Source organism: Streptomyces sp. NPDC085927 (assembly GCF_044540975.1).
GTDB classification, from domain to species: domain Bacteria; phylum Actinomycetota; class Actinomycetes; order Streptomycetales; family Streptomycetaceae; genus Streptomyces; species Streptomyces hirsutus.
In genome coordinates, this window is record NZ_JBITSN010000012.1 from 186,966 (window position 1) to 208,200 (window position 21,235).

Sequence of the window (21,235 nt, forward strand, 5' to 3'; positions counted from 1 at the left end):
GGGGGGGGGGGGGGGGGGGGGGGGGGGGGGGCGGGGGGGCGCGCCGGGGGGGGGGCGGGGGGGGGGGGGGGGGGGGGGCCCCCCCGGGGGGGGGGGGGCCCCCCCCCGGCCGCCGTGACCCCGGCGTCAGGTGCCGGGGCCGGCACGCGGAGCGCCGGCGGGGGCTATTCGAGGAGCTCCGCGTACGAGCCCATGGCCAGGGCGATGTCGGCCTGGGCCCAGAACCGGTGGTACGTGAAGGTGGGCGCGGCGCCGCCCGCCAGATAGGACTCGATCTTCGACCAGGCCGGGTCGTCCTGGTAGAAGGAACGGATCGAGTCGAACGTCGACGACGAGTCGATCCTGTCGCCGTTCGGCATGGTGCCGGTCCAGCCGCTCGGGACCTGAAGGGGGTCGTCGAAGCGGTGGTAGTCGGCGCGGGTCTCCGGGACGGCGATGCCGAGGTCGTCCTGGTGGTGGTCCCACATGCCGTCGAGGAGTGCCTTCGCCGTGTCCGCGGCCTCGGTGTCGCCCGAGCGGTCCGCGTAGTACGTCAGCGTCTTGGCGTAGGCCGCGGCCACGCCGACGTCGTTGGTGTAGTCGGCGACGGTGACGTGCAGCGAGCTGTTGGCACCGGGGGAGGAGGGGTTCCAGGTGTCGGGCCTGCCCGACCACTGGAGCGTCGACGGGACCCGGAAGGTGCCGTCGGGGTTGACGGTCGTCTCGGACAGCGCCCAGTCGACCCACTTGTCGAGCACGGTCTTGGCGTCCGCGTCGCCGCTCTGCTGGTAGTACTCGGCGACCCGCTCCATGGACCACGCCTGGAAGCCGAACCACTGGTTGGACGGCGGGTCGTGGTACACCGGCTTCTCGTCGTAGTACATGCCGTGGAACGTCGGCGTCCCGGCCGGCGGCGTCGCGTAGCGGCCCGCCCAGCTGTTGGTGGCGCCGCCCGCGATGGCACCCTCGTCGGACTGCAGCCAGCGGTAGAACTCCAGCTGCCGGTCCAGGGACCTGCCCCAGTCCTGCGCACCCGTCGCCGACTTCGGCTTCAGGGCGTCGTAGGAGCTGAGGGCGTAGGCGGCGAGGGGGTTCTGGTAGCCGCCGTGCGCGTGGCTGGAGCCGATGCGCCAGGCCCAGCCCGCCGAGGTGTCGGTCGCGCCGCCCCAGGCGTAGTACCAGGACATCAGGTAGTGCGAGGCGTCCTTGCCGGTGCCGGCCGGGCAGGAGGACGGGCTCGTGCAGTTCCCGACCTTCTTGAAGTACTTGTCATACATGGAGTAGCGCAGGTAGTCGCCCATTTTGGCGGCCTTGGCGACGGTCGCGGAGATGTCCCCGCCGTTGCCCTGCTCCTTCGCCCACAGGTCCGCCCAGTAGGCGGCCTGCACCGCGCGCGCGTCGGCGTCCGGGGCGTTGGTGAACTTCCACTGCTTCGCGTAGGAGGCGTCCTGGGTGAACAGGTCCAGATACCCGTTCGGGCCGCCGTACTTGAAGGCGTCGCAGGTGGGCTGCGGCACCGTCTCCCACACCGACTCCTGCGAACCGCGCTGGAAGGTGTTGATGTACGACGGCCCGGTCGCCGCCGGACCCGCCTCGCACGTGCCGGGCTCGTTGCCGTAGCCGTAGGTGTTGTCCACGTCCTGGAGCCAGTGCATACCGTAGACGTCGTCCGTGCCGTACGCGGACTTCAGCTCGGCGGCGATCGGATCCGGACCGACGGAGACGCCGGTGTCCAGCGGCGCCGGGTACTGCGCCGGGGTGTCGAGCTCGGGCGCGTACGTCGCCGGCTTGGAGGCGTTGTAGAAGGAGTTGGTCGGCTGGTCCGCGTGGGTCGGGATCATGTACCGCTCCATGATGTCCCAGGCCCCGTTGAACTTCGACCAGTCACCGGTCACCTTGCCGTACATGGCCTGCAGCCACAGCAGATAGCTGTACGCCTCCGAGGTGGTCTCGTGGCCGTGGTCCGGCGCCTCGACGATCAGCGTCTCCACCGAGTGGTACGGGATGCCCTCGGGCGAGAAGTAGCCGTTCGCCGGGTCGGTGATCTTCCCGTACAGCTCCAGGAAGCGCGCGTCGTACGCCTTCGTCGCGCCCAGCTGCGTCACCGTGACCGCGGCCTTGCCGTGGCCTGGGGCCGAGGATTCGAAGAGCGCCGAACCGGTGCCCGAGGCGGCGGCGGAGATCGTGACCCTCTGCGCGGTGTTCCAGTTCGACGGTGTGAAGGTGAGCGAGCCGCCCGCGGTGACCGACAGCCCGGAGTTGCCGCTCGCACGGGTCGTCGTGATGGTCGTGTTCGCACTGGGCCGGGTCGACAGCTTGACCTCGTACGTCCCGGACTGGCCCTGACGGACGCCCAGTTGGGACGGTGTCGCCACCACGGCCGGGCCCGAGGCGACGGTGATGCCGACCGGGGTCGAGTTCGCGGAGGCGCCCAGACTGTCGTAGGCCTTCGCCGTCAGCGAATGACTGCCCACGGTCAACCCAGCGGCGGAGAGCGTGAAAGGCGCGCTCGTGTCCGTGCCCAGCAGCTCGGTGTCGTCGTAGAACTCCACCTCGGTGATCGTCGCGTTGTCGGCCGCCGCCGCGGTCGCCGCGAGCGGAACCGTTTCGCCCCGCGTGTAGACCGCGCCGGCCTCGGGGCTGGTCAGCACGGTGATGGGCGGCTGGTGGGCCCCCGTGCAGGTGGTGCCGTTGACGGCGAAGGAGGCGGGCGCGGTGTTGCTGCCGCTGTAGGAGAACTGCGCACCGGTGGTGACGGCGCCGCCGGCCGCGATCCGCGCGTTGTGCCCGGCGTCGCGCACCGTGACGGTGCCGCCGGACTGGCTCCAACTGCCGTTCCAGCCGTTCACCAGCCGCTGGCTGCCCGCGTAGTCGTAGGTGAGGGTCCAGCCGTCGATGGCTTCCGCGGCGCGGTTGGTGAGGGTCAGATCCGCGGTGAAGCCGGAACCCCAGTCATTGGTGCGGTAGTCCACGCTGCACTGAACAGCGGCCGCCTGAGCGGGAGTCGATCCTGAGGAGAGCATCGTCAGCGGAAGTGCGAGCGCTGCCGCGGCGGCCGTCAGCAGTCGCCGGACGCCGCGGCGTCTTCTGGGTGGGGGGCGCATGGTGCTGGTTCCTCCTGCGACTCGGAGAGGTCAAGGCTTGAACCAGTGGGAGCGCTCCCATAGTGAGGATGGGGTCAGAGGCGGTCAAGGCTTGTGGAGAGTCGAAAAGATTCGATGACCGGAGTTCATTGAATGTCGGTGACTCCCCTGTTCTTTGCCGTCACTTGGCGCTAGCTTCATGTGCACCAGTGGGAGCGGTTCCATCAGTCGACGCGTCCGTCACGACGCGTCCGAACTGCAAGGAGTCGCTCATGCGGCACCCCCCGCGTTCAGTACTTTTACGTCCTGTCGCCGGTACGTCCGTGCCCCGCGCGGGCATCCCGGTCGCACCGGTCGTCACGACGCACGAGTTCGCACCCGTGTGCACGGCGGAGCACTCCGCCACGGCCTCCCCGAAGGACGCCGGCACCGGAACCGCGATGTTCCCGCTCCACGGCACCACCCGCACCTCCGGCGCGGGGGCAGCGCACTTCCGTGGGACCCCTCCGGGCCCCGTCGTCACACTCCCGTCTGCCGCGCGACACCCTGCACGCTTCCCCGAGTTCTCGGCTGCGCCCGAGCAGGGGGGAGCCCCATGACGCCGCACGGCCCGCCCTCCGGCCGGACGACGCGAGTCCGACGACAGGACCCGGGCCGGTCCGGCCCCCGCACGCCCCGTACCGCGGACCGGACCACGTCCTGATCCTCCGCTCCCGAGGCACCCCCACGCCGTACGGCACCGGGCGTGCGAGCCACGCGCGCCCGGGTCCGGCCACTGCCGGCCTTCGACTCCCCCTATGGACACCCCTCTTCGTACAGCGCGTCCGGACACCCCCAACGGATAGGAAACCCGCACTCATGAGTCGCACGAGAACCGCGCTCCTCGCTGCCATGGCGCTGGTCGCCGGCGCCACCGGCACGGCGTACGCCGTCGTCCCCGACGGTGTCGGTGCCGCCGCCGTTCCCTGCACCGTCGACTACCAGGTGCAGAACCAGTGGGACACCGGCTTCACCGCCGCCGTGACCGTCACCAACCTCGGTGCCGCCAAGTCGTCCTGGGCGCTGAAGTGGTCCTACGCGGGCAACCAGCGGATCACCAGCGGCTGGAACGCCAAGGTCACCCAGTCCGGCAGCAACGTCACCGCCGCCAACGAGTCCTACAACGGCACGCTGGCGACCGGTGGTTCGGCCACCTTCGGCTTCCAGGGCACCTACAGCGGCAGCAACGCGGTCCCCGCCACCTTCACCCTCGACGGTGTCACGTGCAACGTCGACGGCGGCGGCCCGACCGACCCCACGGACCCGACCGATCCGACCGACCCCGGCGACCGCGTCAACAACCCGTACAGCGGCGCCAAGGTGTACGTGAACCCCGAGTGGTCCGCGAAGGCCGCCGCCGAGCCGGGCGGCAGCCGCATCGCCGACCAGCCCACCGGCGTCTGGCTGGACCGCATCGCCGCCATCAACGGCGTGAACGGCGGCATGGGCCTGCGCGACCACCTCGACGAGGCACTCGTGCAGAAGGGCTCGGGCGAACTCGTCATCCAGCTGGTCGTCTACAACCTGCCCGGCCGTGACTGCGCCGCCCTCGCCTCCAACGGCGAACTCGGCCCGACGGAGATCGGCCGCTACAAGACCGAGTACATCGACCCGATCGCCGCGATCCTCGCCGACGACAAGTACAGCTCGCTGCGGATCGTCACGACCGTCGAGATCGACTCCCTGCCCAACCTCGTCACCAACACCGGCAGCCGGCCCACCGCGACGCCGGAGTGCGACGTGATGAAGGCCAACGGCAACTACGTCAAGGGCGTCGGCTACGCCCTGAACAAGCTCGGCGACGTGGGGAACGTGTACAACTACGTCGACGCCGGCCACCACGGCTGGATCGGCTGGGACGACAACTTCGGCGCCTCCGCCGACGTGTTCCACGACGCGGCCACCGCCGAGGGCGCGACCCCGTCGGACGTGCACGGCTTCATCACCAACACCGCCAACTACAGTGCGCTGAAGGAGAGGAACTTCACCATCAACGACTCCGTGGCCGGCAAGTCCGTCCGCGAGTCCAAGTGGGTCGACTGGAACCGGTACGTCGACGAACTGGGCTTCGCCCAGGCCTTCCGCAACGAACTCGTCTCGACCGGTTTCGACACCAACATCGGCATGCTCATCGACACCTCCCGCAACGGCTGGGGCGGCAACGCCCGGCCCACCGGACCGGGCGCGACGACCAGCGTCGACACCTACATCGACGGCGGACGCTACGACCGCCGCATCCACATCGGCAACTGGTGCAACCAGTCCGGCGCCGGACTCGGCGAACGCCCGAAGGCGGCACCGGAGACCGGCATCGACGCCTACGTGTGGATGAAGCCCCCGGGTGAGTCCGACGGGGCCAGCAAGGCCATCCCGAACGACGAGGGCAAGGGTTTCGACCGGATGTGCGACCCCGCCTACACGGGCACCCCGCGCAACGGGAACAACCTCACCGGCGCCCTGCCGGACGCCCCGGTCTCCGGTCACTGGTTCTCGGCCCAGTTCCAGGAGCTCATGCGGAACGCGTACCCGCCGCTGCCCTGACCGGCGGCCCGACCGGCCGGCCGACCTCCGGCTGACTCCGATCCACCGGTAGGCCCCCGGCGGACCGCTCACGCCCGGAGGAGCGATTTCGGGAAACCGCTTTGCCGTAACGGCAACAATACTGGCCTCTCCCCGGTGCGTCGGCGCACTCTGTCCGCATCCGAGCGGAGAGGCTGACCTCCATGGCGCACCACGACCACCATCACCACGAGCCCCGGAACGACGACCGGCACGGCCACCACCACGGCCACGGCACCACGGACACCGGGACCGACTGGGCGGAGATGGCCTCCCTGCTCGAATCGGAGGCCGAACTGTTCACGCCCCTGTACGAACGGGCCCTCGGCTGGCTCGCGAAGGAGGTGACGGAGCCGGGACTCGTCGTGGACGCGGGCAGCGGGCCGGGCGTCATCTCGTGCCTGTTCGCCGAGGTCTTCGAGGGCGCCCGCATCGTGGCCGCAGACAGCTCGGCCCCGCTGCTCGACCGGGCAGCGGAACGCGCCGCCCGGTACGGCTTCGGCGACCGCTTCGGCACCCTCGCCGGTGAACTCCCCGGCGTGCTCGACGAACTGGAGTACCCGGCCGACCTGTTGTGGGCCAGCCGCAGCGTCCACCACCTGGGCGACCAGCGCGCCGCACTCGCCGCCTACGTCGCCCGGCTCGCGCCCGGCGGCACGCTGGGCGTCATGGAGGGCGGCCTGCCCACCCGGTACCTGCCGCGCGACATCGGTATCGGCCGGCCAGGACTCCAGGCCCGCATCGACGCCGTGGAGGCCGACTGGTTCACCCGCATGCGCACCGAACTGCCGGGCTCCGTCGCGCACACCGAGGACTGGCCCGCCCTGCTGACCGCGGCCGGACTGCACCACAACCGCTCCCGCACCTTCCTCCTCGACCTCCCCGCCCCGGCCCCCGACCGTGCCCGTGCCCACGTCGTCGAGATCCTCACCCGCACCCGCGACAGGCTCGCCGGGGAACTGGACGCCGACGACCGCGCCACCCTCGACCGCCTCCTCGACCCGGCCGACGAGGCGAGCGTGCACCACCGCCCCGACGTCTTCTACCTGGCGGCCCACACGGTCCACACGGCCGTCCGCCCGGTGTAGCCCGCCCGGTCCGGTGGCGCGGGCTTGACTTGGAGAACTCTCCAAGTGATGGACTTCCCGGCACTCGACGACACACAGGGGGTATCCATGACCGACTCACCGGTCACGCTCATCACCGGCGGGGGGAGCGGAATCGGCGCCGCCGTGGCCCGGCGGCTGCTGGACGCGGGAGAGAGAGTGGCCGTCACGGGCCGCGGCCAGGAGCGGCTGTGCCGCTTCGCGAAGGAGCTCGGGGAACCGGAAGGACTGGTGACGATCCCCGGAAACGCGGCCGAGTACGCTGACGTGAGGTTCGCGGTCGACACCGTGCTGACGGCATTCGGCCGGCTGGACACGGTCGTCGCCAACGCCGGTGTCGCCACCCACGATTCGGTCGCCGAGGGCGACCCCGCCGGGTGGACCGAGATGGTGCTGACCAACGTTCTCGGCCCCGCCCTGCTGATCAGGGCCTCCATCGACGCCCTGAAGGAGACCCGCGGACGGATCGTCCTGGTCGGCAGCGTCGCCGGGTTCGTGCCGACGCCGGGCAACCTCTACGGTGCGACCAAGTGGGCGGTGACCGGGCTCGCCGAGAACGCCCGGCGGGAGGTCACCGAGTGGGGCGTCGGTGTCACCCTCGTCGCGCCCGGTCGCGTCGAGACCCCGTTCTGGGACTCGTACGGCAGCCTCCCGCCCGGTCGTCTGCTCACCGCCGACCGGATCGCGGAGTCGATCGTGTGGGCGATGCGGCAGCCGGCCGGGGTGGACGTCAACACCGTGGTCGTCCGTCCCGTGGGCCAGCCCAACTGACGAGCCCCGGCCGGACGGCCGGACGGCGGCCTCCCCGGCGAGGGGGAGGCCGCCGCCGTGTCCGCGGCCGGGCGGGCCCGGAGGTCAGTTCACCGTCGCCGGGTCCGGGCCCAGACGGCGGTCCTCGTCGAGGGCGCTGATCGCCGCGAGGTCCTCCGCGTCCAGGCTGAAGCCGAACACGTCGATGTTCTCCTCGATCCGCGACGGCGTCACCGACTTGGGGATGACGACGTTGCCGAGCTGGAGGTGCCAGCGCAGTACGACCTGTGCCGGAGTGCGCCCGTGCTTGCGGGCGATGGCCACGATCGCCGGGACCTCCAGCAGGCCCTTGCCCTGGCCGAGCGGCGACCAGGCCTCCGTGGCGATGCCCCGCTCCGCGTGGTACTCCCGGGCGGCGGACTGCTGGAGATGCGGATGCAGCTCGATCTGGTTGACGGCCGGTACGACCGACGTCTCGTCGATCAGGCGCTCCAGGTGCTCGGGCAGGAAGTTGGACACGCCGATGGCACGGACCCGGCCCTCGGCGTACAGCTTCTCGAACGCCCGGTACGTGTCGACATAGCGGTCGCGGGCCGGTGTCGGCCAGTGGATGAGGTACAGGTCCACGTAGTCCAGGCCGAGCCTGGACAGGGAGGTGTCGAAACCGCGCAGGGTGGCGTCGTACCCCTGGTCGTCGTTCCAGAGCTTGGTGGTGACGAAGAGGTCCTCGCGGGGAACGCCCGAGGCGGCGACGGCCCGGCCGGTTCCCTCCTCGTTGCCGTACACGGCCGCGGTGTCGATGCTGCGGTAGCCCGCCTCCAGCGCCGCCGCGACGGCCGTCTCGGCCTCGTCGTCCGGTACCTGCCAGACGCCGAAACCCAGTTGGGGCATCGCGACGCCGTTGTTCAGGGTGATCGGGGGGACCATGCTCACGAGCTCTCGATCCTTCGGTCGGGGTCCGGTGTAACTTCCATGGTCAACGATCATCGCCCGTGATGCGTTCCTGACGGCACGATTCACGCACGGTGAGCGCGCCTCCGGGGCGCGGAGCACCGCCGTGCGGCGGTACCTCACACGCGGTACAGCGCCTCGACCTCTTCCTCGTACGCCTTCTCGATCGCCCTGCGCTTCAGCTTCAGCGACGGTGTGAGCAGCCCCTGCTCCTCGGTGAACGGCTGCGCCAGAATCCGGAAGGTCCGGATCGACTCCGCCTGCGAGACCAGGGTGTTGGCCGCCACCACCGCCCGCCGCACCTCCGCCTCCAGCGCCGCGTCCCGCACCAGCTCGGCCGGCGCCGGACGCGGCTTGCCGCGTATCGACAGCCAGTGCTCGACCGCCTCCGGGTCCAGGGTGACCAGGGCGGCGACGTACGGGCGGTCGTTGCCGACGACGATGCACTGGTTCACCAGCGGATGGTCCCGCACCCGCTCCTCCAGCAGTCCCGGTGAGACGCTCTTGCCGCCCGAGGTCACCAGGATCTCCTTCTTGCGCCCGGTGATGGTGAGATAGCCGTCCTGGTCCAGGGAGCCCAGGTCGCCGGTGGCCAGCCAGCCGTCGTGCAGGGTCTCGTCGGTGGCCTCGGGACGGTTGAGATAGCCCTGGAAGACGGTGCCGCCGTTGAGCCAGATCTCACCGTCGTCCCCGAGACGCACGCTCACCCCCGGAATGGGCCGGCCGACCGTGCCGTACCGGGTCCGCTCGGGCGGGTTGGCGGTGGCGGCCGCCGTCGACTCCGTCAGCCCGTACCCCTCGTAGACGTGCACGCCCGCGCCCGCGAAGAACAGCCCGAGCCGGCGGTCCATCGCCGAACCGCCCGACATGGCGTGCCGGATCCTCCCGCCCATCGCGTCGCGGATCTTCGCGTAGACCAGCTTGTCGAACAGCTGGTGCTGCATCCGCAGGGACGCCGAGGGGCCGGGCCCGACGCCCCAGGCCTTCGCCTCGACGGCGTCCGCGTATCTGACGGCGACCTCGACGGCCCGCTCGAACGGTCCCGAGCGGCCCTCCCGCTCCGCCTTGCGCCGCGCCGTGCTGAACACCTTCTCGAAGACGTAGGGCACGGCCAGGATGAACGTGGGCCGGAACGCGGCCAGATCGGGCATCAGGACCGCCGCGTCGAGCCGCGGCTGGTGCCCCAGCCTCACCTTGCCGCGGATGCCGGCCACCTCCACCATCCGCCCGAAGACGTGCGCCAGCGGCAGGAACAACAGCGTCGCCGGCCGGTCGCCCTTCCGGGAGTGGAACACCGGCTCCCAGCGGTCCATGACGGTGTCGGCCTCGTACATGAAGTTGCCGTGCGAGAGGACACAGCCCTTGGGGCGGCCGGTGGTGCCGGAGGTGTAGATGACGGTCGCCACCGTGTCGGGGGTGACCGCCCTGCGGTGCCGGTGCACCACCTCGTCGTCCAGGTGCGCGCCCGCCTCGTACAGCTCCTGCACCGCGCCGGAGTCGAGCTGCCACAGCCGGCGCATCCGCGGCAGCCGGTCGATGACGGTGGCGATCGTCATCGCGTGGTCCTCGTGCTCCACCACCGCCGCCGTCACCTCGGCGTCGTGCAGCATCCAGCAGCACTGCTCGGCGGACGACGTGGGGTAGACCGGCACGACCTGCGCGCCGACCGTCCACAGCGCGAAGTCGAACAGCGTCCACTCGTAGCGGGTACGGGACATGATCGCGACCCGGTCGCCGAACCGGATGCCGTCGGCCAGCAGGCCCTTGGCCAGCGCCAGCACCTCGTCACGGAACTCGGCGCTCGTCACGTCCTGCCACTCGCCGGCCGCGTCCTTGCGGCCCAGCGCGACCCGCCGCGGGTCCTCCTCGGCGTACTGGAAGACCACGTCGGCCAGACCGCCCACCGGGGGCGGCAACGCCGGGGCAGGGCTGGTGAACTCGCGCAATCCCCGCTCCCCGCTCCTCGGCCGTCGAATGGTGGACCCGCATTCCCCCTGCACAGCGCGGTGAAAGCTACCCCAACCGGTCGGAGGGCGGGAGGGGCCGGAAAACCGGCCGGTACGCTCGTCCGGGCCGGCCGGCGAAGGAAAAATGCGCTCACATGGGGAAGGGCCGGACAGAAACCTGACCGTTGAGTAAGGTTCGGCGCCGCAATCTCCACCGAATCTCTCCATCGAAGGGGGCGGGGTGCGTCGGCGGGCGCGGGGCGGGAGTTCCGGGCGCGCAGGGTGCGCAGGGCGCGCCTGGTGTGCACGGTGCGCCTGGTGTGCACGGTGCGCCTGGTGTGCACGGTGCGCAGGGTGGGGCCTGTGCGTCGGAGAGGGCCCCCGGGCTCCCGGGGCGGCGGATCCCGGACGGCGCCCCCGGTCAGCGGGCCTGGCCGCCGGTGCGGTGCAGGCGGTCGCCGCCCGACAGGATCGCCGCCGCCAGCGCGTGCGCCGCGCCCTGCGCGGAGGGGCGCCGCCGGCCGTGCGCCACCACGAAGTCCACCCGGCCCGGCTCCGGCAGCTCCGCCCGGTCCGGCACCCGCACCAGCCCCGGCGGGATCATCCCGCGCGCGTGCACCATCACGCCGAGCCCGGCGCGGGCCGCCGCGACCAGGCCGTTGAGACTGCCGCTGGTGCAGACGATCCGCCACTCACGGCCCTGCCGCTCCAGCGCCCGCAGCGCGAGTTCGCGGGTGATGCCCGGCGGTGGGTACACGATCAGCGGCACCGGACGGCCGGGAGCGAGACGCAGCCCCTGCGCACCGATCCACACCAGCTCGTCGTGCCACACCAGCTCGCCCCGCAGGTCCTTCGGCCGCCGTTTGGCGAGCACCAGGTCCAGCTCACCCGCGGCCAGCTTCTCGTGCAGCGTGCCCGACAGCTCGACCGTCAGCTCCAGGTCGACCTCCGGATGCTCGTACCGGAACCGCTCCAGGATCTCCGGCAGCCGGGTCAGGACGAAGTCCTCCGACGCCCCGAACCGCAGCCGGCCGCGCAGCCGGGTGCCGGTGAAGAACTGCGCCGCCTGCTCGTGCACGTCCAGGATCCGCCGCGCGAAGCCCAGCATCGCCTCACCGTCCCCGGTGAGCTCCACCGAGTGCGTGTCCCGGGTGAACAGCTGCCGCCCGGTGGCGTCCTCCAGCCGCCGCACATGCTGGCTGACCGTCGACTGCCGCACCCCGAGGCGGCGCGCCGCCCGCGTGAAGGACAGCGTCTGCGCCACGGACAGGAAGGTCCGCAGCTGCGCCGGGTCGTACATCTCGTCCGCCATCCCGGCAGACTAACGCGGCTATCGCGGTAAGCGATGACAGTGAGAGCGGTATACGGGATTCCCGATCACGGAGGGAGGGAGCAGGATGGGGAGGGGTCCCCCGTGCCCGTACGGGGACGCCCCGGCGGAATCCAGTGGACCCGAGTGAGTGGAGCAAGTGAAACACCGTGAAACGCCCGCACTGGCCGAGCCGGATGCCGGTCGACCCGTACATCCTGCTCCTGCTCGGGACGGTGGGCCTGGCCGCGCTGCTCCCGGCGCGCGGCACCGGCGCCGACATCGCCTCCGGCGCCTCCACCGCGGCCATCGCCTTCCTCTTCTTCCTCTACGGAGCCCGCCTCTCCACCCGTGAGGCACTGGACGGACTCCGGCACTGGCGGCTCCACGGCACCGTCCTGGCCTGCACCTTCGTCGTCTTCCCGCTGCTCGGCCTGGCCGCCCGCGGCTTCGTCCCGGCCGGGATCCTGAGCGACCCCCTCTATCAGGGCCTGCTCTTCCTCACCCTCGTCCCGTCCACCATCCAGTCGTCGATCGCCTTCACCTCCCTCGCCCGCGGCAACGTGCCCGCCGCGATCTGCGCCGGCTCCTTCTCCTCGCTGGCCGGCATCGTGGCGACCCCGCTGCTGGCGGCGGCGCTGCTCGGCGGGGGCGGAGACGGGAGCCTGGGCGCCGGCGGGTTCTCCGCCGGCTCGGTGACGAAGATCGTGCTGCAGTTGCTGGTGCCGTTCGTCGCCGGGCAGGTGCTGCGCCGCTGGGTGGGGGAGTTCGTCCTCCGCCACCGGAAGGTGCTCGGGCTCGTCGACCGGGGCTCGATCCTGCTCGTCGTCTACACCGCGTTCAGCCAGGGCATGGTCGAGGGCGTCTGGCACCGGGTGAGCCCGGCCCGGCTCGGCGGCCTGCTCGCCGTGGAGGTTGTACTCCTCGCCGCGATGCTGCTGCTGACCTGGTACGGGGCCAAGGCGCTGAAGTTCGGCCGGGCGGACCGGATCGCGATCCAGTTCGCCGGTTCGAAGAAGTCCCTGGCCGCCGGACTGCCCATGGCGAGCGTGCTGTTCGGCGCGCAGGCCTCGCTGGCCGTGCTGCCGCTGATGCTGTTCCACCAGATGCAGCTCATGGTGTGCGCGGTGATCGCCAAACGCCGCTCGCGCGACGCAGTCGGCCCGCCCGGGGCCGTCACCCCGGCGGTCACCGAGGAGGTCACCGCCCCGGTCCCAGCCGGATCGTCACGAACCGGGGCCGGTACAGGGACACGTTCCGGCTGAGCGTCACGGCGGCGCCGGCACCGGACGTCTCGAGCAGGTTCACGTCGTAACTGAGCACCAGCCGCCCGTCCCCGCTCAGCTCCGGGTGCGTCTGCGGGTTGTACGCGCCGGTCCCGCCGTGCGGCAGCGCGGGGCTGAACTCCTTCGCCGGGCCGCGCCACGGCCCGGTGGGGGAGCAGGACCAGTACGCCGCCACCGCGGTCAGCCCCTTGACGCCCGCGGCCATCGTGAACAGGACGTACGTCCCGCCCTCCCGCACCACCGAGAAGGCGCTGCCCACACCGGTGCGCCGTCCGTCCCCGAGCACCGGGCGCGGGCGGGCACGGGTCTGCCACGCCGTGCCGTCCCAGTGCTCCCAGGCAGCCGGGTCGGCGAGCCCGCCCTCCGGGACCCGCGCCACGTACGCCTGCGAGGCCTCGCGGCCCACGGCCCGGCCGTCGTCGCCGCCGAAGACGTACGTCCAGCCGTCCTCCTCGACCAGGGTCGTGCCGAACAGCACCCGCCGGGACGGATCGCTCACCTCCCGCTGGTCGAGCACCGTCTCCACCGACTCCAGGCGCAGATCGGGCAGGGAGAGCGTGGCGACCTCGGTGGCGGTGGGCACCCCGTAGATCCACGGGGACCGCCCCGCCGTACGCACCCACAGCAGGACGCGGACGACCTGCTCCGTGGAACCGGGGGAGCGGGGTTCGACCCGGGCGCCGACCGGCCAGCGCCACTGGTCCGGGGCGGGATCGGGGAAGAGCGGGGCGGGGAGCGTGGACTCCAGCCGGCCGTCGCGCATCAGGACGGCCGAGTTGCGCACCATCGGCGCGGTCATGTCCCGCCAGGCGTACGACTCGCCGACCGGGTTGGGCGGGCCGTGCACGCGGCCCAGGAACGTGTCGGAGAACAGCCACAGCAGCCGGCCGTCGGGCAGCCGCACCGAGTGCGTGCCGTCGCCGCCCGTCCAGTCGTCGGTACGGGCGCCGTCGTCGCCGTAGCGGGCGAACTCGGAGGTGAGGGCGTCGTCCTCGGCCCAGGACGCGACGGTGTGCGGAGTGCAGGCGCCGCCGCCGTCCTGCCGCCCGGCCTCGCGGTCCGGGAGGCCGAGGACCAGCAGGGTCCCCAGGAGCAGGGCCAGGGCCAGGACCGGGCCGATCCAGGGTCCTGCTCCCCGTCGTGGCCGCGGTGGTGTCTGTGGCGGTGACGGTGGCTGTGTCGGGGGCTCCGTGCGTGTTCCTGCGCGTGCTGGCGCTGCGTCGTCGGGCACGCTCCGGGACGTTAGTGGCAGGAGTGGCCCGGGTCCATGGGGCCTGCCGCCCTGCCGCACCGCCGCCCTGCCCCGTGGAGCACGGCGCGGCGGCGGTGGGTTCGAGGCGGGGCCCCGGCGGCGCAGGGGGCGCTCCCCGCCGGCAGGGGCCCCGCCGCCGTGCCGCGGGGGACCGGGTCAGCCCTGGGCCGCCGCCCGCAGGGCTATGCGGTCCTCACCCGCGTACACGTTCATGGAGCTGCCCCGCAGGAACCCGACCAGCGTCAGGCCCGTCTCCGCCGCCAGGTCCACGGCCAGCGAGGACGGCGCCGAGACGGCCGCGAGCATGGGGATGCCCGCCATGACAGCCTTCTGCGCCAGCTCGAAGGAGGCACGGCCGGAGACCATCAGGACGGCCCGGGACAGCGGCAGGTTCCCGCCCTGCAGGGCGCGGCCGACCAGTTTGTCGACCGCGTTGTGCCGGCCCACGTCCTCCCGGACGTCCAGCAGCTCCCCGGCCTCGTCGAACAGGGCCGCCGCGTGCAGGCCGCCCGTCCGGTCGAAGACCCGCTGGGAGGCGCGCAGCCGGTCGGGCAGGCCCGCCAGCAGCTCCGGGCCGACGCGCAGCGGCGGACTGTCGGCGATGGGATGGCGGGTCGTGGTGCGCACCGCGTCCAGACTCGCCTTGCCGCACAGGCCGCAGGACGAGGTCGTGTACACGTTCCGCTCGAGCGTGATGTCCGGGATCCGCACGCCGGGGGCGGTCTGCACGTCGACCACGTTGTACGTGTTCACCCCGTCCGCGGTCGCGCCCGCGCAGTACACGACGTTCCGCAGATCGGATGCCGTCGCCAGGACTCCTTCGCTCACCAGGAAGCCGACGGCCAGCGCGAAGTCGTCACCCGGGGTGCGCATCGTGATCGCCAGCGGCTTCCCGTTCAGCCGGATCTCCAGGGGCTCCTCGGTGACGAGCGTGTCCGGGCGGCTGGACACCACCCCGTCCCGGATGCGGACCACCTTGCGTCGTTCTGTGACTCGTCCCATGTCCCCAGTCCCTGGTCGGTTCCTGGTCAGTCCCGGTTCTGTACGTGCTGATAGCCGAAGCGGCCCTTGATGCACAGATTGCCGTGGGTCACCGGATTGTCGTGCGGTGAGGTGACCTTGACGATCTCATTGTCCTGCACGTGCAGGGTGAGGTTGCAGCCCACACCGCAGTAAGCGCACACCGTCGTCGTTTCCGTCTGCGCCGACTCGTCCCAGGTACCCGCCGCCCGCATGTCGAACTCCGACTTGAACGACAGCGCGCCCGTCGGGCACACCTCGACGCAGTTCCCGCAGTACACGCACGCCGATTCGGTCAGCGGACCGTCGTGCTCGACCGCGATCCGGGCGTCGAAGCCGCGGCCCGCGACCGAGATCGCGAAGGAGTTCTGCCACTGGTCGCCGCAGGCGTCCACGCACTTGTAGCAGAGGATGCACTTGCCGTAGTCGCGCACGTACAGGTCGTTGTCGACCCTCGGTTCCTCGTCGACCCGGGCCGCGTCCGGGCCGAAGCGGTCCGGCTTCGCCTCGTACTCCTTGATCCACTCGGCGGCCCGCGGGGTCGTCGACAGGTCGACGGAGGACGCGAGCAGTTCGAGGACCACCTTCCGGGCGTGCCGGGCCCGCTCGGTGCCGGTGCGCACCTCCATGCCCGGCTCCGCCTTGCGCGAGCAGGCCGGGACCAAGGTGCGAGCGCCCTCGACCTCCACCACGCACACGCGGCACGCGTTCTTCGGGGTCAGGGTGTCGCCCTCGCACAGGGTCGGCACGTCCTTCCCGGCCGCCCGGCAGGCGTCCAGGATCGTCGCCCCCTCGGGCGCCCGGACCGGCTCGCCGTCGAGGGTGAACTCCAGCAGACGGCGGGGAATCCCCAGCGATGTCACGGTCATTCGTAGGCCCCCAGACGGTCGATGGCGGATTCCACGGCGTTCCACGCGGTCTGGCCCAGACCGCAGATCGAGGCGTCCCGCATCGCGCTGCCCACCTCGCGCAGCAGGGCGATGTCACCGGCGGCCCCGGCCCCGGTGCGCTCCACGATCCGGGTGAGCGCCTCCTCCTGGCGCACGGTCCCCACCCGGCACGGCACGCACTGCCCGCACGACTCGTCACGGAAGAACTGGGCGATGCGCAGCAGCAGCCGGGGCAGCGGGACGGTGTCGTCGAAGGCCATGACGACCCCCGAGCCGAGCGTCGTGCCTGCCTGACGGGTCCCTTCGAAGGTGAGCGGGATACCGAGTTCGTCGGCGCGGACGAAGCCGCCCGCCGCCCCGCCGAGCAGCACCGCCCGCAGCCCGTCCCGTACGCCGGCCAGCTCCAGCAGCCCGCCCAGCGTCGCCCCGAACGGCACCTCGTAGACGCCGGGCCGCCCGACGCTGCCGGAGACGCAGAACAGCTTGGGACCGGTGGACCGTTCGGTACCGATCGCCGCGTACGCCGCGGCGCCCATCGTCAGGACGGGCAGAACGTTGACGAGCGTCTCGACGTTGTTCTCCACCGTCGGCTTGCCGAACAGGCCCTTCTCCACCGGGAAGGGCGGCTTGGAGCGGGGCTCGCCCCGGTAGCCCTCGATGGAGCTGAACAGCGCGGTCTCCTCGCCGCAGATGTAGGCGCCCGCGCCGCGCCGGATCTCGATGTCGAAGGCGAAACCCTGGCCGAGGATGTCGTCGCCGAGCAGCCCGCGCGCCCGCGCCCGGTCGATCGCCCACCGCATACGGTGCAGCGCCCGCGGGTACTCGCCGCGCAGATAGAGGTACCCCTTGTGGGCACCGGTCGCGTACGCGGCGATCGTCATCGCCTCCACCAGCGCGAACGGGTCGCCCTCCATGATCACCCGGTCCTTGAAGGTCCCGGGCTCGGACTCGTCGGCGTTGCACACGAGATGGTGCGGCCGGTCCGGCTGGGACGCCGTGGCCTGCCACTTGCGGCCGGTGGGGAAGGCGGCACCGCCCCGCCCGACCAGACCCGAGTCGGTGACCTCCCGGATCACCCCGGCCGGGCCCAGCGCGAAGGCCCGGCGCAGGGCCGCGTAACCGCCGTGGGCGCGGTAGTCGTCCAGCGATTCCGGGTCGGCCACCCCGACCCGGCGCAGCAGCGTCAGCGTGGGGTCCCCCGCCTGGGGCACGGCCATCACCGCGGGCGGCTCGTCGGGGGCCGCGTCGGGCGCGGTCGCCGCGAGCACCGCGGACTCCACCGTCGCCGGCGCGGAGACCGCCGTACGCACCGGGTCCCCGGCCCGGATCGCCAACGCCGCCGGGGCGCGTTCGCACAGGCCCAGACAGGGGCTGCGCTCCACGCTCACCCCGCTGATGCCGCCGGCGGCGCCGCCGGCCCCGGGCGTGGTCCCGAGCCGTGATTCGATCCCGGCGCACAGGGCGCCGGCCCCGGCCGCCGCGCACGCGAGGTCGGTGCACACGTGCAGTACCGTCGCGGGGCGCGGGCGGACCGAGAACATCGCGTAGAACGTGGCGACCCCGTACGCCTCCGACGGCGGCACCGTCAGCCGCCGGCACAGGTAGTCCAGGGCGCCCTCGCTGATCCAGCCCACCCGGTCGTTGACCGCGTGCAGCCCCGGCAGCAGCAGGTCGCGGCGGCCCCGGGCCTCCCGCCCGCCCCGGGCCCACCTCAGATCGGCGTCGGTACGGTCGGCGCCCTCCCACGAGGACTCGGGAGGGCCGAGCAGCGCGTCGACCGCCGCCCGCTCCTCGTCCGTCGGTTTGCTGTCACCGAAGCGCAGGTCCACTTACGTCACCTCACCTGGGTCCCATGGGTCACATGGGTCGGATGGCAGGAGGAGCCGGACGGTTCGCGCGGCCGGGAACCGGAAGTTTCTCGATCCGGATCGCCGACGCCTTGAACTCCGCCGTCCCCGCGATCGGGCAGTTCGCCTCGATCGTCAGCTTGTTGGTGTCCACCTCGTCGGGAAAGTGGAACGTCATGAACGCCAGGCCCGGCCGCAGCGCGGTGTCCACCCACACCGGCGCCAGAACCGATCCGCGCCGCGAGGTCACCCGCACCTCCTCGCCGACCACCACCCCGTAGTGCTCCGCGTCCTCGGGGCACAGCTCGACGGACTCGCCGCGCCGCAGCGGCGACGGGTAACCGCTGCTCTGAACACCGGTGTTGTAGGAGTCGAGCCGTCGTCCCGTGGTGAGCCGGATCGGGAACTCCTCGTCGGTGAGGTCGACCGGCGGATCGTGCTGCACGATCCCGAACGGCGCCGGCCTGCCCCGCCGCCGCTCATCCGGCTCCCACAACCTGCCGTGCAGATAAGGCGGTTCGAGGGACTCGGTGCTCGGGCACGGCCACTGGATGCCCTGGTGCTCCTCCAGCCGCCCGTAGGTCATGCCGTGGTGGTCGGGGGAGAGCGACCGGAGCTCGTTCCAGACGGCCTCGGCGTCCGCGTACTTCCAGTCGTGGCCGAGGCGGGCGGCGAGATCGCACAGGATGTCGATGTCCTCGCGCGCCTCGCCGGGCGGGGTGACCGCCCGGCGGACGCGCTGCACCCGGCGTTCGCTGTTGGTGGTGGTGCCGTCGGTCTCCGCCCACCCGGCGGTCGCCGGCAGCACCACGTCCGCCAACTCGGCGGTCTTCGTCAGGAAGATGTCCTGCACCACCAGGAAGTCCAGCCCGCTCAGCCGCCGGACCGCCTGGGCGCTGTCCGCCTCGGACTGCGCCGGGTTCTCGCCGATGCAGTAGACGGCCCGCAGCGAACCGTCCTCCATGGCCTCGAACATCTCCGTCAGGGTCATCCCGTGACGCGGCTGGAGGGCGGTGCCCCAGGCGGACTCGAACTTCAGCCGGACGGCGGGGTCGAGGACGTCCTGGAACCCGGGCAGCCGGTTGGGGATCGCCCCCATGTCGCCGCCGCCCTGCACGTTGTTCTGGCCGCGCAACGGCTGCAGACCGGCGCCGTAGCGGCCGACCTGGCCGGTGAGCAGGGACAGGTTGACCAGGGCGCGGACATTGTCGGTGCCGTTGTGGTGCTCGGTGATACCGAGGGTCCAGCACAGCTGGGCGCGCTCGGCCCGGGCATAGGCGTGCGCCAACTCCCGTATGGCGGCAGCCGGAACCCCCGTCACCTTCTCGGCGAGGGACAGCGTCCACGGTTCGACGAGTTCCCGGTACTCCTCGAACCCGGTCGTCGCCCGCCGGACGAACGCCTCGTTGACCAGGCCGGCGTGGATGATCTCGCGGCCGATCGCGTGCGCCATCGGGATGTCCGTGCCGACGTTCAGCCCGAGCCAGCTCTCCGCCCACTCGGCGGTCGACGTCCGCCGCGGGTCGACCGCGTACATCCGGGCGCCGTTGTGGATGCCCTTCAGCACGTGCTGGAAGAAGATGGGGTGGGCGAAGCGGGCGTTGGAACCCCACATCACGATGAGGTCCGTGTGCTCGATCTCCTCGTACGACGACGTCCCTCCGCCGGAGCCGAAGGCGGCCGACAGCCCGGCCACGGACGGGGCGTGACAGGTACGGTTGCAGGAATCGACGTTGTGGGTGCCCATGACGACGCGGGCGAACTTCTGGGCCACGTAGTTCATCTCGTTCGTCGCGCGGGCGCAGGAGAACATCCCGAACGCGCCGCGCGCGGCGCCGAGTCCCCGGGCGGCCCGGTCCAGGGCCTCCTCCCAGGTCGCCCGCCGGAACGGCTCGTCCCGCGCGTCACGGACCAGCGGATGGGTGAGCCGGGTGTAGGTCTTCGGGCTCCGGTCGCGTTTCCTGGTGCTCTTCATGCGGCGCTCCTCAGCGCGAGCAGGTCCGAAAGGGCGTGCACGGTGCGCAGGGTGGGCACCTCCACGCCGGTGATCTCCGCCAACTCGACGACGGCGGCGAGCAGTACGTCGAGCTCGAGCGGTTTGCCGCGCTCCAGGTCCTGGAGCGTGGACGTGCGGTGGTCGCCGACGCGCTCGGCACCGGCCAGCCGGCGCTCCACGGACACGCCGACCTCGCAGCCCAGGGCACGGGCGACCGCGAGCGTCTCGTGCATCATGATCTCGATGACCCTGCGGGTGCCGCCGTGCAGACACATCTGCCGCATGGTCGCGCGGGCGAGGGCGCTGATCGGGTTGAAGGAGATGTTGCCGAGCAGCTTGACCCAGATGTCGCCGCGCAGTTCGGGCTCCACCGGGCACTTCAGCCCGCCGTCCACCATCGCCCCGCTGAACGCGAGACAGCGCGCGGAGACACTGCGGTCGGGCTCCCCGATCGAGAACCGGGTGCCCTCCAGATGCCGTACCACGCCCGGCCCTTCGAGCTCGGTGGCCGCGTAGACGACACAGCCGATCGCCCGCTCGGGCGCGAGCACCGCACCGACCGCGCCGCCGGGATCCACACTCTCGAGACGATGGCCGTCGTGGGGGCCGCCGTGCCGGTGGAAGTACCACCAGGGGATGCCGTTCTGGGCGGCCACGACCGCCGTGGTGTCGTGCAACAGGGGTGCGATCAGCGGCCCGCACGCCGCGTACGCGTTGGCCTTGAGGCCGAGGAAGACGTAGTCGGCCGGGCCGACCTCGGCCGGGTCGTCGGTCGCGTGGGGGCGGGCGGTGAAGTCACCGCGTGGGCTGAGCACCCGCACGCCGTGCTGCCTCATGGCCGCCAGATGCGGTCCACGGGCGACGAGGTGCACATCGGCACCCGCGCGATGGAGCGCGGCGCCGACGTAGGCGCCGATGGCCCCGGCGCCGAGAACTGCCACTTTCACTGGGGAACGCTCCGTTCGGTCGAGGGAGTACCGCGGAGGTGGCTGCCGACGGATCGGATTCCGCATCATGTCGACGAAATATTGTCTACAGTATGGAAGAGGGTGCAGCAAGGGTTCGCGTACGGTCTGCTTCGCACGGCCCGCCCCTCGGCCCCGCCACCCTGCCCCTACTGAAGAAACCGGTTGGTCCGACCGTTCGTCGCAGACCGCATACCGTTCACCGCATACGGTCGGCCCGCGGGGTTTTCAATTCCCTGATGATCTCCCTACCGTCC

General features: G+C 71.8%; 14 protein-coding genes. 4 read left to right on the forward strand and 10 right to left on the reverse strand.

Features of this window, described 5'->3' with window-relative positions; genetic code table 11:
* Positions 1-164: 164 nt before the first annotated feature.
* Entirely contained in the window at positions 165-3,083 is a 2,919-nt protein-coding gene (locus tag ACIF80_RS27670) for a glycoside hydrolase family 48 protein (protein ID WP_399809666.1), read from the reverse strand.
* 837 nt (positions 3,084-3,920) lie between these two features.
* Between ACIF80_RS27670 and ACIF80_RS27675 the strand changes: the two genes are divergently transcribed.
* The 3 genes from ACIF80_RS27675 to ACIF80_RS27685 all read left to right on the forward strand — a co-directional run bounded on the left by ACIF80_RS27675 (position 3,921) and on the right by ACIF80_RS27685 (position 7,537).
* Positions 3,921-5,642 (forward strand): glycoside hydrolase family 6 protein, encoded by a 1,722-nt coding sequence (locus ACIF80_RS27675; protein ID WP_399809667.1) that lies wholly within the window; start codon positions 3,921-3,923, stop codon positions 5,640-5,642.
* 182 nt (positions 5,643-5,824) lie between these two features.
* Positions 5,825-6,748, forward strand: coding sequence for a class I SAM-dependent methyltransferase (locus ACIF80_RS27680; RefSeq protein WP_399809669.1), 924 nt, complete (start codon positions 5,825-5,827; stop codon positions 6,746-6,748).
* A gap of 87 nt (positions 6,749-6,835) precedes the next feature.
* Entirely contained in the window at positions 6,836-7,537 is a 702-nt protein-coding gene (locus ACIF80_RS27685) for an SDR family oxidoreductase (protein ID WP_399809671.1), read from the forward strand.
* Positions 7,538-7,621: 84 nt separating this feature from the next.
* Here ACIF80_RS27685 and ACIF80_RS27690 read toward each other — a convergent pair whose 3' ends face one another.
* From ACIF80_RS27690 to ACIF80_RS27700, 3 genes are all read right to left on the reverse strand, one after another.
* Entirely contained in the window at positions 7,622-8,443 is an 822-nt protein-coding gene (locus tag ACIF80_RS27690) for an aldo/keto reductase (RefSeq protein ID WP_399809736.1), read from the reverse strand.
* Between the two features lie 143 nt (positions 8,444-8,586).
* Entirely contained in the window at positions 8,587-10,413 is a 1,827-nt protein-coding gene (locus ACIF80_RS27695; protein WP_399809673.1) for an AMP-dependent synthetase/ligase, read from the reverse strand.
* Between the two features lie 421 nt (positions 10,414-10,834).
* The gene (locus tag ACIF80_RS27700; protein ID WP_399809738.1) at positions 10,835-11,713 is read right to left on the reverse strand and encodes a LysR family transcriptional regulator; all 879 of its coding nucleotides are present in this window, start codon (positions 11,711-11,713) and stop codon (positions 10,835-10,837) included.
* Between the two features lie 206 nt (positions 11,714-11,919).
* On the opposite strand from ACIF80_RS27700, the gene ACIF80_RS27705 reads away from it, so the two are divergent.
* Positions 11,920-12,987: a bile acid:sodium symporter family protein gene (locus ACIF80_RS27705; RefSeq protein ID WP_399809740.1), complete on the forward strand. Its 1,068-nt coding sequence runs from the start codon at positions 11,920-11,922 to the stop codon at positions 12,985-12,987.
* On the opposite strand, the gene ACIF80_RS27710 is transcribed toward ACIF80_RS27705, so the two are convergent.
* The 6 genes from ACIF80_RS27710 to ACIF80_RS27735 all read right to left on the reverse strand — a co-directional run bounded on the left by ACIF80_RS27710 (position 12,923) and on the right by ACIF80_RS27735 (position 20,960).
* Positions 12,923-14,128, reverse strand: coding sequence for a DUF4185 domain-containing protein (locus ACIF80_RS27710; RefSeq protein ID WP_399809741.1), 1,206 nt, complete (start codon positions 14,126-14,128; stop codon positions 12,923-12,925). The two genes, ACIF80_RS27705 and ACIF80_RS27710, sit on opposite strands and share 65 nt — an antisense overlap.
* A 288-nt stretch (positions 14,129-14,416) precedes the next feature.
* Positions 14,417-15,262, reverse strand: a complete 846-nt coding sequence (gene fdhD, locus ACIF80_RS27715; protein WP_399809675.1) for a formate dehydrogenase accessory sulfurtransferase FdhD — start codon at positions 15,260-15,262, stop codon at positions 14,417-14,419.
* Positions 15,263-15,288: 26 nt separating this feature from the next.
* A complete protein-coding gene (locus tag ACIF80_RS27720) occupies positions 15,289-16,149 on the reverse strand; it encodes a 2Fe-2S iron-sulfur cluster-binding protein (protein WP_399809677.1) in 861 nt (286 codons plus the stop codon).
* Positions 16,146-17,999 carry an NAD(P)H-dependent oxidoreductase subunit E gene (locus tag ACIF80_RS27725; protein ID WP_399809679.1) on the reverse strand — a complete coding sequence of 618 codons (1,854 nt, stop codon included), beginning with the start codon at positions 17,997-17,999 and terminating at the stop codon, positions 16,146-16,148. Before ACIF80_RS27725 ends, ACIF80_RS27720 begins: the two co-directional genes overlap by 4 nt.
* A 28-nt stretch (positions 18,000-18,027) precedes the next feature.
* A complete protein-coding gene (locus tag ACIF80_RS27730) occupies positions 18,028-19,992 on the reverse strand; it encodes a molybdopterin oxidoreductase family protein (protein ID WP_399809680.1) in 1,965 nt (654 codons plus the stop codon).
* Positions 19,989-20,960 carry a 2-dehydropantoate 2-reductase gene (locus tag ACIF80_RS27735; RefSeq protein ID WP_399809682.1) on the reverse strand — a complete coding sequence of 324 codons (972 nt, stop codon included), beginning with the start codon at positions 20,958-20,960 and terminating at the stop codon, positions 19,989-19,991. Before ACIF80_RS27735 ends, ACIF80_RS27730 begins: the two co-directional genes overlap by 4 nt.
* Positions 20,961-21,235 lie beyond the last annotated feature (275 nt).

Bases quoted from the DNA above. Each gene is read 5' to 3' on its own strand.
- ACIF80_RS27670 (WP_399809666.1), bottom strand. From the start codon at position 3,083: ATGCGCCCCCCACCCAGAAGACGCCGCGGCGTCCGGCGACTGCTGACG.
- ACIF80_RS27675 (WP_399809667.1), top strand. From the start codon at position 3,921: ATGAGTCGCACGAGAACCGCGCTCCTCGCTGCCATGGCGCTGGTCGCC.
- ACIF80_RS27680 (WP_399809669.1), top strand. From the start codon at position 5,825: ATGGCGCACCACGACCACCATCACCACGAGCCCCGGAACGACGACCGG.
- ACIF80_RS27685 (WP_399809671.1), top strand. From the start codon at position 6,836: ATGACCGACTCACCGGTCACGCTCATCACCGGCGGGGGGAGCGGAATC.
- ACIF80_RS27690 (WP_399809736.1), bottom strand. From the start codon at position 8,443: ATGGTCCCCCCGATCACCCTGAACAACGGCGTCGCGATGCCCCAACTG.
- ACIF80_RS27700 (WP_399809738.1), bottom strand. From the start codon at position 11,713: ATGTACGACCCGGCGCAGCTGCGGACCTTCCTGTCCGTGGCGCAGACG.
- ACIF80_RS27705 (WP_399809740.1), top strand. From the start codon at position 11,920: ATGCCGGTCGACCCGTACATCCTGCTCCTGCTCGGGACGGTGGGCCTG.
- fdhD (WP_399809675.1), bottom strand. From the start codon at position 15,262: ATGGGACGAGTCACAGAACGACGCAAGGTGGTCCGCATCCGGGACGGG.
- ACIF80_RS27720 (WP_399809677.1), bottom strand. From the start codon at position 16,149: ATGACCGTGACATCGCTGGGGATTCCCCGCCGTCTGCTGGAGTTCACC.
- ACIF80_RS27730 (WP_399809680.1), bottom strand. From the start codon at position 19,992: ATGAAGAGCACCAGGAAACGCGACCGGAGCCCGAAGACCTACACCCGG.